Source organism: Bdellovibrio sp. HCB274 (assembly GCF_047306075.1).
Taxonomy (GTDB): domain Bacteria; phylum Bdellovibrionota; class Bdellovibrionia; order Bdellovibrionales; family Bdellovibrionaceae; genus Bdellovibrio.
Map to the genome: position 1 here is coordinate 1,318,394 of NZ_CP178623.1, position 15,307 is coordinate 1,333,700.

Genomic DNA, 15,307 nt, shown 5'->3' on the forward strand with positions numbered 1-15,307 from the left:
GCCGGGGCCTTGGGTTCCGGCTTTTTTATTGGTTACAGCTATCACCGCGAAAGATATCGTGAAACTGCGAGGATTTTCCATCCTGAAAAAGCTGGCAGTCGGCCCTGCGGTACTCGTCGTTGATTCTCATCATATCCATGAACGAAGGCAGGTAGCCGTGAGCGGTGTAGTACTGGCTTTCTTTTTCTTCCAGGTTTGCTTCCAGCGCCTTGGAAACAGTTTCGAACTGTAATACCGACTCCATGGTCTGAATGGGCATGTAGGTGGGGAATTCGTCGCTCATAAAACCTAAATAGCGAATGCCTTTGCCGACGTAGGCTTGGGTTGTAATCCACCAGTTGGAATAAAATTTATAATTCAGCGCGGGCATCCAGGCATAGATACTTTGAAAGACCGAATCCTGCATGCGTACCTGGCGTAAGAGCGGGAAATACTTCCACTCCGCCACCAGATCAAAGCGGGGATCGACTTCGATATCGTAGGGCGCAAAGAGACTGTCGCTCATGACTCCCAGGGATTTGGGGTACGCGCCGCCTTTAAATTTACTGACGTGGCTTCGATAAGCGGGCAGGATGACTTTACCGTCAGAGGCCTTGTCATAGGCAAGCTTTACGACTTCAGCGCAAAAAACTTTGTCGTATTTCGCATCATCCATTTCAAAATCATACTCTGCGGGTTTCTGGCTCCAGGTGTAGGCATAGTGAGCCGCTTTATGCGCAAGGCTGATGTCGTTTTGTCGATACAAGGCCACGCTTGCATCAGGGGTTTGGCGCCATTTTTCCAGGGGAGTCGTGACGACCCCATATTGGATTAACGATTCGACTATAAAGAGCTCACCCTTATCATTTTCAGCCACGATCGCCATGTGCGAGAAGTTTCCTTCTTCGTCGCCGATCCGGGCAATCATCGCTGAGACATAGCTCTTTCCACGAATCAACAATACATCTCCCGGCTGAATATTGACGGCTGCGAACTTCGTGTTTCGTAAAAGAAAGGGCGACTCTCCTGCTAGGATGGGGGATTCTTTAAAAGTAACAACTTTGTTTTGTACCAGCCAGTCGATCAGGTATTCTTCGGTGAATCTGGCATACTGCATGCCTTCGCGCATTTTTAATATGCAGGCGTCAGTCAGACTTTTTTCACTGCTAAATTTTTGCAGCAAGTGATTGAGTTTGGCCCGGACCATAAAGACACCTTGGACCATCTCGATGCCTTGCTCTTTAAAACTTTGAATGTCCTCGGGGCTTTGTGGGATGAAATGATTTGCGGGCTGGGCGAACAGGAAGTCTGTGACTTTGTTAATGTACTCAGGACACGTTTGAGCATTGAAAACCTGGGGATTGTTAAGGTCTTTGTTTACTTGCTCTAACCCTGTCATTAACACCGGACTGGCAAATGCGATGGTGCTGAAAAATGCAAAAATGAGTGTGATCATAATTAGCCTCGGTCTATTTAAGGTAAGGGGATTTACCGTGGCAGCCATTATGTATGTTTGCAGTTTACCGCTTTGGAGCTTAAACGCCTGAGGGCAAGAACACATATGGTTATTCTTCGAGTCAGAGATCTGCAATCACGCATTCTGCCGCCACCGTGGCGGTTAATAGTTGCTACATTGGTACCGGCCTTTTTTGGTCCGCTGTCAAAACTTTAGCCATAAGTTTGGCCCGTGGAGGCGTTAAGTTGAGGTAATGGTGCGCACACCAATTGCAACTCCTGCCAAGGTTGATAAATGTTTACTTACTTTATATAGGAAAATACTTATGAAAATGATTATTGCTGCTCTTATGTTGGTTTCAAGTTCTGCGATGGCTGCGGGTTACTATGACCGTTCATCAGGTTTATACACGGCTGCAGATTCTTATCAGCAACTTAGCTGGTGTGATGCCAATAAGGTGGTCCGCGAGGCTTCTTCTGGTGAAATCGTGGTTGAAGCGGACTGTAGTTCAAATCAAAAAACCTGTGAAACTGATGCGCTAATTTTTAACAAAACTGTGATCTATAGAGCGGTTTGTAAATAGCCCCGAGGGCGTTATATGGTTTGGGCTTTGTTCGTAATGAAGCTTTAGATTATTATTTTGAATTTTAAATAAAAAGCCGAAGTTATCCTTCGGCTTTTTGTTTTTTAAATCTGAAACTTTGCAAAGAAGTGAGACACTAATTTCAGAATAAGCTCCGGGTTCTCGCGGTGGGGCACGTGACCAATTTCGGAGAGATACTTTTTCGCTGCCGGGCCTTTTACATTGCTCTCGATTAAATTGGGAAAGGCCTGCGAACCAAACTCATCATTCTCACCGTGAATAATCAGTGTCGGGGAGGCGACCTTACCCAGCGCAGGCTTTAGCTGCCAATTCGAAAACTCTTTAGACAACCACACATCGGTCCAGGCTTTTAACACCCATTCTGCTTTTTCACTGTGCCATTTGCGAAGCTTGGCCAAGTGCTCTTCGTTTTCAAAACTGATCTTGGCCTTTTGAATGCCATCTCGGGTGCGGTCTTCCACAAAAGCTTGGGCTGATTCAGTCACGACAGCTTTACATTGGTTGGGATACTGGGCTGCGATGTTAAGAGCCATGGCTCCACCCACGCTGTGCCCGAACAAACTGAAATTATTGAGTCCCAGTGCTTGATAAATATGCGGGAAATAATGTGTCGCTTCCTCCTCAATGAAATGGATCGACGGCAGTTTCGATCGCGCTGACGATTGCCCAAATCCCAATCGATCATAAGCCATCACCGGCCTCGTCAGAACTTCTGCAAGTCTTTCAGGAAACGCCCGCCATTGCTCCACCGACCCCAGGCTATCATGAATCAAGATCAAAGGTTCGTCCGATTTGATTGTATCCGGAGTCCACCGCCGAGCAAACAGAAACCCCTCCGGCAAATCAATTCGAATATCAGCAACATCAGTTACAGCCATAGCAAAACTCTAATCCACCGCAATGCCCGAGTCCAGCACATACAATCCATCCTTCACCGCCACCGTGGCGGTGATATTGATGGTGGGAAGTAGGGGCGGGGTAATCCGCACATTTTCAATAATTAACGAGAAGATGAATAGCAACGGAACCGTAAAGAACTTATCGATATTTGAACCACTGCCGCAGTGGCAGTGAATGTTCTGAGAGATCCATACAACTTGTCGTCAAATGAAATGCCCTAATAATTGAAGGAAAGAATAAAGTTGATGTCCTGACGCAAATCTGTGATCTGGTAAACTACCGCCATCGGGGCTGTGAGTGATATATTGCTACGCTCAACTTCCTTCAATCCCAAAACCACAATTGGCTCATTAGCATATTCTTGAAAGTGCTTATTCTTTTTTAATATTTAAAATTCTTGTTGACGATAATAACGCCTTCTCCAAAAGAGCGCCATTGATTGATCCGGCGTTAGAATTTGCAAAAAGCGTTTTTCATTTTATCTCTTCTCATTCGGTCTCTAATGAGCTCAAGGAAGGGATTTGTTTTGCATTAGGTCTGACTGAAAAATCAGCGCCGAAAAACGTGTGTTATGGTGATGCCACTTTCAAGGAGTGGGTTGTGATGAATCTTAGAAAAATGAATCAAACAGAATTGGATCAAAGAATGAAATCCTTGGCTCAGCAAGAGCGCCATCTTTTGCATGAGGTGCTGCTGACAATTAAAGAGATCGACGCTCGACGGGGATTCTTGGAAATGGGTTATGGCAGCTTGTTTGATTACCTGGTTCAGGGCGTGGGATATTCCGAAGGAAGTGCTCAGCGCCGGATTGATGCGGCTCGATTGATTCGTGAAATTCCTGAGGTGGCAACGAAAATTCAAAGTGGTGAAATTAAGCTTAACCAGATTTCGCTGGTGCAAAAAGCTTCTCGAGAGGTTTATAAGGCTCAATCTTTGAAAGTGACCGCTCAGCAAAAGTTGGAAGCGATTAACGGTCTTCAGAATAAAAACCATGCGCAATCGCAGCAGCAGATAGCGGCCTTCTTTGATCTGCCGGTTCTGCAAACTTCACATCAAACGATTCAGGCTGATGAAAGCGTTCGCGTTGAATTGACCTTGTCTAAAGAATTGCATGCCAAGATTCAGCACGCACAGGAACTGCTTTCGCACGCTGTTCCGACACGAGATCTTGTACAGTTTTTGGAATATCTCTCTGAAAAAGTGATCAAGCAGAAGGCTGGGCAAAATCCTGCGAAGTCACAAGAAAATATTAAGAGACGAGTGGATAATAGGACCGTTAGAGAACCGTCTATTGCGCATTCGGCAAGTACCGCCACGGTGGCGGCGAGAGCTATATCGCGAAGGCCTTCGTTGACAGTCGCTAAGCAAATTCGTACTGGACAAAAATGTTGTCAGTACGTGGATCCTAAAACGGGGAAACGCTGTCATAGTACTTGGCAACTTCAGGTGGATCACAAGCAAAGTTATTGGGCCGGTGGTAATCATCAGCCGGAGAATCTGCAGTTACTGTGTGCTGGTCATAATAAGATGAAGTACAGAACCGAGTCGGGATTACGATTATTGTCCTAAGTTATCCTTCAAAAGAGCCGAGGCTGGTGAGTTGGGCATTTTGGATTGGGAGCGATTTCTCTTGTGATTCTTGTATTTATCGCCAAGTTCAGTTAGCCAGGGAGAATAGCTGCTAGCGCTGTGGGACCATCATTTGACAACTGCAGTGGTGGCCCCAACTTATGGAAGCGGAAATTTGGGCCTAACGTCTGTGTGGTTTGTAATTATGCGATTCAGATTGAAAGGGGTGTCTTGCGGTTTGTGAAGCTGCGAAAATTTGGGGGAACTTTATTAAAATGGCAATGATGCTACTACTCAAAACCGGGAGTTCTTATGCAGACATCGCAGGAAAAAGGGAATAGAAGGCAGATCCATAAAGAGTCCACGCCGCAGGCTCCGTTGTTGGTTATCGAACGGGAATTTGATGTGCCGGTCAGTCAGCTTTTTGCGGCTTTCTCGGATTCGGATTCACTCAAAGAGTGGTGGTGGCCGCAGGAATTTTTTGCTGACGAAGCGGATGTTGATTTCCGCGAGGGCGGGGAATTTTTTATCAGCATGGATGGCGGTGGAACCGATACAGGAATTGCCGGCGGTATGACTGGTCGCTATGAGGAAATCGTCGAGAACAAGCGCATCGTGATGACAGATCAATTCGCTGATAAAGAGGGTAACGCCATAACACCTGACGAAGCCGGAATGCCCGGGGACTGGTCAGAAATGGCCTACATCACCTTCGAGTTCGACGACTTGGGTGGCAAGCGCAGCCGCTTCAGACTTTCCCACCAAGGGGTCCCGGCGAAGTTTCAGCAGGACTGCATCCAAGGCTGGAGTGAATCCTTTGATAAACTTGAGAAATACTTAAGAGGTTACAGCCATTAAATAACTCGAGAGAGGGGGAAGCTATGAAGCTACGCCCCTCTAACGCTGCGTGTGGTGGGCTCGGGAGTTGCCGAGATGGGGCAAGTTCGTTAGAACTATTGGATGAGCAAAATTTCCGTACTACCACCCTCTGGCTTTCGTGATTTTACCCCTGAAGAATCTGCGGTTCGCAGCTTTCTGATCGAAAAAATTTCCGGGACATATCAAAGTCATGGTTTTCAGGCTATCGCGATGCCTTTTATGGAAAATCTCGCAACGCTTGAAGGAAAAGGTGGCGGCGCTGGAAATGAAAAGCTGATTTTCAAAGTACTTAAGCGCGGCGAATCCCTGACTCGCTCCCTGGAAAAAGGCGAGGGCAACCTGGCCGATATGGGGATGCGTTTCGACTTAACGTTGCCCTTGGCGCGTTACTACTCGCGCTTTAAACAACAACTTCCAAAACCCTTCAAAGTTTTTCAGGTAGGCCCGGTTTGGCGCGCAGACAGCCCGCAAAAAGGACGCTACCGCGAATTCTATCAGTGTGACGTGGATGTGCTTGGTTCTCGCGAAATCGGGGCTGAAGCTGACTGTATGACGGCACTTCTAAAAGTGTTTGCTACTTTACAAGTCGAAAATGTCGAACTTCACCTTAACGATCGCAGATTGCTTGCTGCCTTAAAAGACGCAGATCTTTCTGACGAGCAGTGGATGGAAGCCCTGGTTACACTGGATAAGTTGGACAAAGTCGAACGCTCCGGCGTTGAAGAAGAACTAACTGCAAAATTTGGCCGAGTACCAGAAGGCATCCGCCAGGTACTTGATGGAACATCACTGGAAAAACTTAAAACCGTTCACAGCGAGTCCGCAGAATCCATGGAAGCTCTGTTGGCAGTCCTAAAAGAATCCGCTCCAGGTACGAAAGTGATTTTCAATCCATCCCTGGTGCGCGGACAGGATTACTACACGGGAACGATTTTTGAGCTAAGACACCCTGAACTTTCGGGCTCCTTAGGCGGAGGCGGACGTTACAACCGACTGCTTGAAGTATTCGGTGGTGAAGAAGTCCCAGCCTTTGGCGGTAGCATTGGTTTTGAACGACTGTTCCTGCTAATTCAGGAAAAAGCAGAAGCACTAAAAATTTCGAACTCCACACCACAGGTATTCCTGCCACTTTTCAGCCAGGAATTGCGCGCTCCTTTGATGAAGCTTGCAACCGAGTTGCGTGAAAAAGGTCTTCGCGTGGATGTTTATCCGGATGCTGCAAAACTTAAGAATCAATTCAAGTATGCAGATGACAGAAAAATTCCATTTACTGTTATTATCGGCAGTGATGAATTCGCCGCACGCACTGTGAAAGTGAAATCCATGGCTGAACGCACAGAGGAATCTGTTTCCATGGATTCCCTGGCAGATCACTTGTTGAAGCAGATCAATCGTTAGAGATTAAAGTAAAGGGCCCACCAAGCGGGACAAATCACCGGCCCACACTTCAGCAGTGTGGCGCCCTTCGTGGGCTTCCAGGGTATACATATCTGAATTTTCCAAATACTCATTTTGCAGATCACGCAAGGACTGAGTGAAGTCTTTATCGTAAATCGCTAATGTAATCTCAAAATTAATACGCAGACTTCGTGGATCCAGATTCACGGAACCAAACAAAGAAACATCATCATCAATCGTAATTGATTTCGTATGTAACAAGCCCGGCTTGTACAGAGCCACCTGGACGCCTGCAAGAAGCAAATCCTCGAAGAACGAACGGCTTGCCCAGTGGGCAATCCGGGAGTCAATTTTCGCAGGAACTATCAAAATAGTACTGACCCCTCGGCGAGCGGCAGCCAGCAAAGCATAAAGCATGGATTCACTGGGCAGAAAGTAGGGCGTCGTAAAAACGATTTCTTTTTGGGCCGAGGCGATGGCCATCAACAAGGCCTGCTCGATCGAGGAATACTTGATAGCGGGCCCCGAAGGCAGGCACTGAACAAAAGCTGGCTTGGTGTGAGTGTCATCGGGAGCTTTGGTTTTGGTAAGTTCTTTGGCAAAATCACTGCCAGTTTCCACACACCAGTCACTTAAGAAAACGGTTTTTAAATCAGCGATCGAAGGCCCCTGGATACGCGCCAGAGCATCAATCCATGGTGCCGCTGGTGAGGTGGAATTAAAAAACAAAGGATCAGCCAGGTTCATGCTCCCCGCATAACCGATTTCATCATCAATAATGACCATCTTACGGTGCATGCGCAAATCGGGACGGGCAATCAAGGAGCGGAAAATTCCAGATGGCAGTGCCACTGTCATTTTGACTCCACCGCGTTTCATGGCGCGATAGTATTTTCCTTTGATGAACTTGGAACTGCCAATGGCATCCACCAAAACACGGCAGCGTACACCCCGCTGCGCGGCCGCGATAATTTCCTGTGCGATTTTATCGGCACGGCCACCATCGCTCCAGATATAAAAGGAAAAATCCAGAGTGTGCTTGGCATTGGCAATGTCTTTGGAAAGCTGTTCGAAGGATTCATCGGAATCTTTTAGCAGCTGAATTTGATTCCCGGTTTTCGGTGAAAAACCAAATAGGGCCTGATAGGCGTGATGTAAATCACCTTGCTGATGTTCATTCAAAATAGAGTCGGTGGGTTGAACGGCGGCAATGCGGTTCAGGGTTTCCTGCACCCTGCGCAGTCTGCGCATGCGACGGTGACCCTGGCGGTATTCACCAAAGGTCCAATACAAAAATGTTCCAAAGATGGGAAGGGAGACCATCAACCCCAGCCAGGCCCAGGCCACAGAGGCGGGCAGGCGACGCTGAATAACCCGCGCACAAATCCAGATACGGACAATAAAGTCGACGATGAAGATCACCCATTGAAACCAGCTGTTAAAATTGAAATCAAAAGTCCACGTCAGCATCTGGCATCCTGGAAAGTTATTTGAATACGATTGCTTTTCCAACAGGGGCGAGTGAAATCCCCGCAAGTTTTAAATGTTGAAGAGCAAACGGTATTCCGATGATCGTAAGCCCTAAAAGTGCCGCCCACAGCAAATGACTCAAAGCCAGCCACCAACCGCACAGAATGAACCACACGATATTTCCAACTAAACCCAGGGCACCGGTGCCGATATCAGATTGTCCGCGCACGTGTTCCCGGTCAGCAACGCGGGAGCCAAAAGGCCACAAGTTCAACAGGCCGATATTAAATGCCGCTCTCGCCCACGGAATTCCAATGATCGTGATCACCATAAATAGACAAGATGTGAACCAGGATACCGCAGTTGTCCACCCACCCAACAATAACCACAGGATGTTCAAGATAAAGTTCATCAGTGCCTCCAGTGACAGAATGAGGGGACGCGCAAAGATGGTCAATGTGCATTAGCAAACTGGATTGCTGATGCACAAACCCCCGTCTCGCAACGTTTTGATTTTAAGCAAGTGGAGCATTCTTTGTTCGAGATTTTTGGAATTAACGATTCAAATCATCCAACAGACTTAGGTCCAGAGAGTTTAAAAACAACTGAAAGGAAACACTATGAATCGTCAAAAGGCGAATCGAATCTTAATGTCGTTATTGCTTTGCCAGGCTCCGCTTTTGGTAAATGCAAGTTCTGCTAACTACACATCCTATCGTGGCGGCGATATGGATCAATCCGTGCTGCCTCAAAATCAATACGAGACATCGGCGCGTATCGACTCTGTTTCACGCAAAAACGGTGGTCAATTGTATCGTCTGGAGTTGGCAAAGGCGATCCCACTTTCCCAAATTAAAGCAAAACCTAAAGCCGGCCGCGTAAAAGTCGTCAGCGTGAATCTGGTGACTGATAAAGAAGAAAGAGTGATCGTTAAGGCGTTTAATAACGTCACTATCGCTGACAGTGACGCAGTACTGGCGTCAGAAATTCTAAGTCTAAGCGAAAATATCACATCTATCGAAATTCAGGCTGAAGCAATGGGTGGTAGTGCAAACCTGGACATCACTGCAGTGTCCACTCACGAAGCGCCAAAATTCGGTAACCGTGAACCGGAAAATTCCTGCAACAAGAAGTTTGATTCAATCCTAAAAGAAAAATTGGATCTGGTACAAACTTGGGCTGCACGCGCAGAAAGCAGCACTCAAGGTTCATGGCAGGAAAAATACGCAAGCAAGGAATACAATAAGTATGTGGCAGAGTTTATTGCAACGTTGAAGGCGGATAAAAACCAATTTGCTTCCCCAGACTACATGCTGACGTTGATTAACTTCTTCGTGGACCGTCACAACGCCAGCCGTCCTGAAAGTGCAGCAGACGTGGGTTACAAGTCTATGGCAGTGGAAACATTTGAAGCCTTTATGCTTTCAATCCAAAGTGATCAAACTTGCCGTCCTGTGACGAGTGATTCATTGATCAAAATCTCTTTGGATTTCCAAAAGCGTCAGGATGCAAGCAAATCTGACAGCCGTGCCAGAAAAGTTTACGAAATGATTATTTCCAAAATTGGTAAGGTCATTCCGGTTCACTATCGTAAAGAAGTGGCAGCTAAAAACCTGAATTTCCGTCAGGCAGACAACGAAGGATACAAAAACTATAAGTTGTACACTGCAAGCAAACCGGAAAGTCTTCTAAAAGGGACATATCAGGAAATGGCCCTTAACGCTTACTCCATCGCTGAACAGCAATTGGCAATCGAAGTGAAGTCTTTGAATAATGAGCAGACATATCAGTTGATCGTCGAGTTCCAGACGAAGTACAACGACACTGCAAATTACCCTCAAGAGACAATGCTTAAGTATCTAACGATTTTGTCAGAGCATAGCAACTTCCTGAATTTTCGTGCAGTCAAATAGTTAAAAATAAAAAAGCCAGTCCTAGAGACTGGCTTTTTTTCGTTTAGAATCCTAGTAGCCGATTCCGGCAGAGATCATATTTTGAAAGTCACTTTTTTCCCAGTCATTATCCCGAAAAACCACCGTGGAACTTAAACTGATATTCACAGGTCCGAAGTTAAGACCGATTGAGGCGCCCGCATAAGGGTTGTAAGCGATCGGGCGTTCATCACGGGTAGTTACACCTGACGTAGTGGTTTCACGCACGGATTTTGTCGCTTGCGCACCAGCTCTTCCGCCCAGATGGAAATATTGCGTACGATAAAAGGAGCTTAAGCCCACTTTGAGGCGTTCATCTTCAGTCTTCACTTTTTCAGGAGCCGTCGAATAGTCTTCAGTGTCGGAAGCTTTTGAATACTCCGCTTCCAAAGATAGAAGGTCAGGACCTATAGCAAACCGCAACCCGTACATGGAGCGTGTTTGTAAATGAGGTGAGGGGTAGTCACGGTAAACGGTTTCAATACCGTAAAGAGGTTCAATGCGATAACCAGTACCTTTTGCCAAAGTAAAGGATGCGGCCCCTGCTGAACTTGCGCTTGCGAATCCTGCAAGCAATACGATCCACTTAGCTGTATTAAGCTTCATGACTCCTCCATGCATAACAGTGTTATTCTACACAATTCATTTCGGTTACCCAGTTCTTTTTAAAAAACCGGGCGGGAAGAGAAAGAAATTGGACTAGATTGAGTCATTTTGAACACTGTTTACGGCATCGACAAAATGCTATAATTTGCCAATGAAACCTCGCAATTTTCTTCTTACCATCTGGACTATTTTGGCTGGCGTTTTTTCGGCCAGTGGTCACGCCTTTGCCGCCGAAAAACCCGTTAAAAACGACGCTGCCGTGGCCTATCTGGCGGGCGGTTGTTTTTGGGGTATGGAAGACCTCCTAAGAAAGCTTCCCGGTGTGACCAAGACCGAAGTAGGTTACATGGGCGGAAAGGTCGCTAACGCCACTTATGACATCGTTAAGACCGGTATCAGCAATCATGCAGAAACGGTGAAGGTGGAGTTTAACCCCGAGCAGCTCAGCTATGAGAATCTGCTGCTTTATTTTTTCAAAATTCATGATCCTACGACTTTGAATCGCCAGGGCAACGACGTGGGTACACAGTACCGCAGCGAAATTTTTTATACCAGCGACGAGCAGAAGGAAACTGCCTTCAGGGTGATAGCCCGGGTTAATAAATCCAAGGCCTGGGGCAAAGATGTTTCAACAGTGGTGGGTAAAGCCGGTGAATTCTGGAAGGCGGAAGATTACCACCAGGACTATCTGCAAAAAAATCCTGATGGTTACACCTGCCATTTCGTGCGAAAAGTCGATTTCTAATTCTGGATTATAACTTTCGGAAATAATTTAGAGTGAACTCCAGTAAAACCGTCATCGCAGTTTTCAACCTGATATTCACTTTTTAAATCACGATGAGCATCCACTGACAGCAGTGTGCTCTGGTATTGGCAAAGTCCGTGCTCTTTGGTTTTCACATATCCTTTATAATTCAATGAAATCAGGATGCCGTCAGAAACAGACGTGACGCTTTGACATTTTCCCAGGGTGTTGCACTCTGGAGTTCCTGACAACAAGTACACCTGTTTTTCCGGCGACATTATGATTTCGCCCTTTTTGGTGGTAAAGCCGCTCCAGCGGATCAAGCGGGTGCAATCCTCTACGTGATACTGAACGACAGCGCCCTCGGCCATTTGATAAAGGCCCGAGATGTCCCGGCAGGTTTGGGCAGCCGCCAAAGATGTAACCAGCAAAGTGAAAGTGAAAACGAGTTTTTGCATCTGAGTTTCCTTTATAAAAGACTGACACACAGACACGGCTTTCGGCAAGGTTCCGCTGGCCGTTAACCCCGTGGCCGGACCCAATCTGTACTTTTCAAAAAGCAACACAGGCGTATTCTTAGGCTGAATCAAAAAGGGGGTCTTATGAATGCACAAACACAAACAGACGCTCTTGAGGTCGGCAGAAAGCTCGTTGATTTCTGTAAAAGCAATGAAGTCGTGAAAGCGATTGAAACGTTATATGCTGACGATATCGAAAGCCGCGAGGCGATGGATACGCCAGACATGCCTGCAGAATCCCACGGAAAACAGAACGCATTAAAGAAAAATAAACAATGGGAAGAAACTATGGAAGTTCACTCATCGCAAATTGATGGACCATTTCCATCAGGTGATCGTTTCGCCGTTTATTTTAATTACGATGCGACTGATAAAAAAACCAACAAACGTTGGGCCATGGAAGAAGTGGGCATTTATACAGTGAAAGACGGCAAAATTGTGAAAGAGGAATTTTTCTATACGATGTGATTTCAAAAGCCGAAGACAGTCATCAAGTCAGCTGCAGTTAGTGACTCAGTCCGCTCAGCTGACTTGGCGTATGGGACTCTTCACGAACCGTGCAGTTGGAATAAAACAAGCAGACCAGCAGATATATGCATGAGAGGGTAAGAAAACCTTTTACTCTTGTTTTAGCCATTCCTGATCCTCCGTGCGGCCTGTGTACTTTTATTTTCGTCCGAAACGTGAATTTTCTCGATGTCTAAATAGGCAAAACTGTTCCTTTATCTCGAATTAGTACGCACATTTGTTGAATGCGATTCATGCTCGATATCAGGGCGAGAAATTTCGCGGACTTATGAAAAGCTTCGCGTGACTGAATTTTAGCAACGTCGGATCGTGATGAGAACTTTTGCGGAGAGAATCCAGAATTTGGTCCAGCGAGTTTTTGATAAATCGCAAAACTTTTTTACGCTGTGGCCTGGAAACACCACAACTGGAGCGGGAATCCGGTCTGGGCGAAAAAAAACACCGAGCCTGGAAGCCCGGTGTTTTGAAAGGAAATATCTGGAACACTAATCCAGGAGAATACTAGCGGCAGATCATTTTGGAAACATGATTACTGTATTCAAAGCCCGAGTCGTTCTCGTCGTACTCGAAAGTTGAATTCGCTTTACCAAGATCACCTAATGTCAGCTTCGCCCATTTTTCACTGCGTGACCCCAAAGAGCCCACGATAGTTTGAGCTGAAGCTTCAGCCAATTGATAGGAGCCAGAGTCCGCCGTCCAAACATCAGAATAGTCTTCAGAGTTTTTTGCTTTGGTTTTCTTGGTCTTAAAATCAAAAGAAATACCGTCGTTCAAAGAAACCTGAACGCTGACGGTGCTGCCGTTTTTATCGATACCGCTGCAGGAAATTGTTTTTGCCTGACCCGCAGACGATGCAAGAACTAAAGCGGCAATTGTAAGAGTACTGATTTTCATGAACACCTCGAAGAAAAAGATGCCTCCTTATACTTCAATATTAAAAGGCCGCGGTAATTCCCTGCCTCCATTGTAAAAGCTCAAAGAGTGTCGCGTAAATTGACACTTCTTCAGTGTTCCCGCGGCTTTACCAGAGGTGCCTAATTTGTCGTTTGTTTTGGTAAGTATTTCCCGGTTCAAGGGGCACCTTAGTGGTCAGCTGCAAATGAAGAGGACGCGGAGGTTCGGCACGGAAAGTGGATAGAGAGGGCTATCAACCTTTATAAGGAACCATTTATGACTAAGAATTATACAAAAGTTTTGGCAGCTTCGGCATTGATGATGATTTTCGGCGCATCTCAGGGTTACGCCTCTATGGCAAAAGATAATGCTATGGAAGCGCAATCAGAAGTTGAAAGCGCCTTCGCTAATCTTGATGAAGCTCAAGGTGGTTTTGATGAGTCTGTTGCTGAACTTGAAAGTGCAAAGTCGGATTTCAAATCCCGCACTGCTGAACATAAAGAGACTTCCCAGCGCACTCGCCGTGAAGTGAAGCGTTTGCAGGCTGATGCTACTAAGAACTCCAAACAAACGACTCGTTTGATCGGTGAAACAATCACATTGCGAAAAGCTATTGATAAGATGGAAACCGAAGAGTCAGCAGCTCGCAACAAACTGGCGCGCGCGACAGAGAAGTTAAACAAAGCTCAGGCGGATCGCGATCAGTCTGAAGACAGAAAAATGCAGTTGGCAGCAGCGATCAATGCTTCCAAAGGAGAGATCTCCCGCACGAATGCAGCTTTGAAAACAGCTCAGGCTAAATTGGCCCGTGCTAAAAACGAAGAGCGCCAGGCAGCAGCGATGTTGAAACAAACGGACTCTCAGTTGGTGAAAGCTCGCGCAAGTTATGAAGTTGAATCCAGAAGATTGGAGCAACAAACTCGTGCAGCATTGGCGCAAGCGGACAAGCACAACAGAAAAGCTCAAATGAATATCGAGAAGAAAAAAGATATGCAGGAAAAGCTAAATCAAAAGCGTCAAAAGCTGAGCGAAGCCAAAGCAAAACAACAAAAGGCTTTGGCCCGTTTGGGTAACCTGAACTAATTATTTCAGGTTTTTTTGAAAATCGGATTCGATCTTTTTATAAGTTCCGTTTTCCAAAATCTTCTTAAGACCAGTTTCAAAGATGGCGGCATATTTTGCGCCATCTTTGTGTTTTTTGGAGAAGTTAATATATAAAGAATCCCGGGATACCTTACCCAGTGATTTCACTTTCCCTTGAAGCTCCGGATTGTTCTTGAGAATTCTTTCTCCGGTTAAACCCCACAAAACCGCATATTCAATTCTTCCTGCTGCAAGCTTTTGCATTTGGGATTTTTCAGTGGGACCGTCTTCAGTCAGAATTTTTTTGTTCTGCAAAAACGAAGTTGGATACGTATAGCCAACCGTCGTTCCCACTTTTTTACCTTCAAGATCCTTTAAAGTGACAGGAGCTCCATTGGCCGGCCCATAGATATACATTTCTGCCTTAAACAGGGGAGTAGGGTGAAAGATGTAGAGGTTCTGGGTGTTTTCATTGATCAGAGTGTCAAAGCAGCCCAGGGATCTTCCGCTATCAACTTCTTTCATGCAGCGTGCAAACGGCATGGGACGTAGAATGACCGTCACGCCCTGTGACTTAAAAGCTGCACGGATAATATCAGGGGCCAAACCCTGAAGGTCTTTATAATCTTTGGTAGCCGAGGAATAAGGGGCCCAGTCATCCTCGCCATTGAGGTGAATGGTTTCTGCGCCGACGGCTAGGGTTGAAAAGACAAGTAACGTTCCGGTGATCAACTGAAGCAATAACAT

Annotated in this window: 16 protein-coding genes; 8 read left to right on the plus strand and 8 right to left on the minus strand. The window is 46.2% G+C overall.

The annotated features are described in order from the left end of the window. Positions 1-25: 25 nt before the first annotated feature. A complete protein-coding gene (locus tag ACLWNV_RS06490; protein ID WP_413587118.1) occupies positions 26-1,435 on the minus strand; it encodes a YiiX/YebB-like N1pC/P60 family cysteine hydrolase in 1,410 nt (469 codons plus the stop codon). A 325-nt stretch (positions 1,436-1,760) separates the two neighbouring features. Here ACLWNV_RS06490 and ACLWNV_RS06495 point away from each other — a divergent pair, with 325 nt between their 5' ends. Continuing rightward, positions 1,761-2,018 carry a hypothetical protein gene (locus ACLWNV_RS06495; RefSeq protein WP_413587119.1) on the plus strand — a complete coding sequence of 86 codons (258 nt, stop codon included), beginning with the start codon at positions 1,761-1,763 and terminating at the stop codon, positions 2,016-2,018. A gap of 104 nt (positions 2,019-2,122) precedes the next feature. On the opposite strand, the gene ACLWNV_RS06500 is transcribed toward ACLWNV_RS06495, so the two are convergent. Beyond that, a complete protein-coding gene (locus ACLWNV_RS06500; RefSeq protein WP_413587120.1) occupies positions 2,123-2,917 on the minus strand; it encodes an alpha/beta fold hydrolase in 795 nt (264 codons plus the stop codon). Between the two features lie 625 nt (positions 2,918-3,542). Between ACLWNV_RS06500 and ACLWNV_RS06505 the strand changes: the two genes are divergently transcribed. From ACLWNV_RS06505 to hisS, 3 genes are all read left to right on the plus strand, one after another. Next, positions 3,543-4,508: an HNH endonuclease gene (locus tag ACLWNV_RS06505; RefSeq protein ID WP_413587624.1), complete on the plus strand. Its 966-nt coding sequence runs from the start codon at positions 3,543-3,545 to the stop codon at positions 4,506-4,508. A gap of 312 nt (positions 4,509-4,820) precedes the next feature. After that, complete coding sequence (locus tag ACLWNV_RS06510; RefSeq protein ID WP_413587121.1) at positions 4,821-5,366, plus strand: SRPBCC family protein; 546 nt, start codon at positions 4,821-4,823, stop codon at positions 5,364-5,366. A 102-nt stretch (positions 5,367-5,468) separates the two neighbouring features. Beyond that, positions 5,469-6,785 (plus strand): histidine--tRNA ligase, encoded by a 1,317-nt coding sequence (gene hisS / locus ACLWNV_RS06515; protein WP_413587122.1) that lies wholly within the window; start codon positions 5,469-5,471, stop codon positions 6,783-6,785. A 3-nt stretch (positions 6,786-6,788) separates the two neighbouring features. Here the strand turns inward: hisS and cls are convergent, their stop codons facing one another. Continuing rightward, positions 6,789-8,255: a cardiolipin synthase gene (gene cls / locus ACLWNV_RS06520; RefSeq protein ID WP_413587123.1), complete on the minus strand. Its 1,467-nt coding sequence runs from the start codon at positions 8,253-8,255 to the stop codon at positions 6,789-6,791. Between the two features lie 16 nt (positions 8,256-8,271). Then, positions 8,272-8,667, minus strand: coding sequence for a YccF domain-containing protein (locus ACLWNV_RS06525; RefSeq protein ID WP_413587124.1), 396 nt, complete (start codon positions 8,665-8,667; stop codon positions 8,272-8,274). 208 nt (positions 8,668-8,875) lie between these two features. Here ACLWNV_RS06525 and ACLWNV_RS06530 point away from each other — a divergent pair, with 208 nt between their 5' ends. Continuing rightward, positions 8,876-10,168 (plus strand): beta-sandwich domain-containing protein, encoded by a 1,293-nt coding sequence (locus ACLWNV_RS06530; RefSeq protein ID WP_413587125.1) that lies wholly within the window; start codon positions 8,876-8,878, stop codon positions 10,166-10,168. Positions 10,169-10,219: 51 nt separating this feature from the next. Here ACLWNV_RS06530 and ACLWNV_RS06535 read toward each other — a convergent pair whose 3' ends face one another. Beyond that, the gene (locus ACLWNV_RS06535) at positions 10,220-10,792 is read right to left on the minus strand and encodes a hypothetical protein (RefSeq protein ID WP_413587126.1); all 573 of its coding nucleotides are present in this window, start codon (positions 10,790-10,792) and stop codon (positions 10,220-10,222) included. A gap of 151 nt (positions 10,793-10,943) precedes the next feature. On the opposite strand from ACLWNV_RS06535, the gene msrA reads away from it, so the two are divergent. Then, complete coding sequence (msrA, locus tag ACLWNV_RS06540) at positions 10,944-11,537, plus strand: peptide-methionine (S)-S-oxide reductase MsrA (protein WP_413587127.1); 594 nt, start codon at positions 10,944-10,946, stop codon at positions 11,535-11,537. Here the strand turns inward: msrA and ACLWNV_RS06545 are convergent. Then, positions 11,534-11,995, minus strand: coding sequence for a hypothetical protein (locus ACLWNV_RS06545; protein ID WP_413587128.1), 462 nt, complete (start codon positions 11,993-11,995; stop codon positions 11,534-11,536). The two genes, msrA and ACLWNV_RS06545, sit on opposite strands and share 4 nt — an antisense overlap. 144 nt (positions 11,996-12,139) lie before the next feature. Between ACLWNV_RS06545 and ACLWNV_RS06550 the strand changes: the two genes are divergently transcribed. Next, entirely contained in the window at positions 12,140-12,523 is a 384-nt protein-coding gene (locus ACLWNV_RS06550) for a SnoaL-like domain-containing protein (RefSeq protein WP_413587129.1), read from the plus strand. 561 nt (positions 12,524-13,084) lie between these two features. Here the strand turns inward: ACLWNV_RS06550 and ACLWNV_RS06555 are convergent. Then, positions 13,085-13,477 carry a hypothetical protein gene (locus tag ACLWNV_RS06555; RefSeq protein ID WP_413587130.1) on the minus strand — a complete coding sequence of 131 codons (393 nt, stop codon included), beginning with the start codon at positions 13,475-13,477 and terminating at the stop codon, positions 13,085-13,087. 276 nt (positions 13,478-13,753) lie between these two features. Here ACLWNV_RS06555 and ACLWNV_RS06560 point away from each other — a divergent pair, with 276 nt between their 5' ends. After that, positions 13,754-14,560 carry a hypothetical protein gene (locus ACLWNV_RS06560; protein WP_413587131.1) on the plus strand — a complete coding sequence of 269 codons (807 nt, stop codon included), beginning with the start codon at positions 13,754-13,756 and terminating at the stop codon, positions 14,558-14,560. On the opposite strand, the gene ACLWNV_RS06565 is transcribed toward ACLWNV_RS06560, so the two are convergent. Further along, positions 14,561-15,307, minus strand: coding sequence for a substrate-binding periplasmic protein (locus ACLWNV_RS06565; RefSeq protein WP_413587132.1), 747 nt, complete (start codon positions 15,305-15,307; stop codon positions 14,561-14,563). It abuts the gene before it with no gap.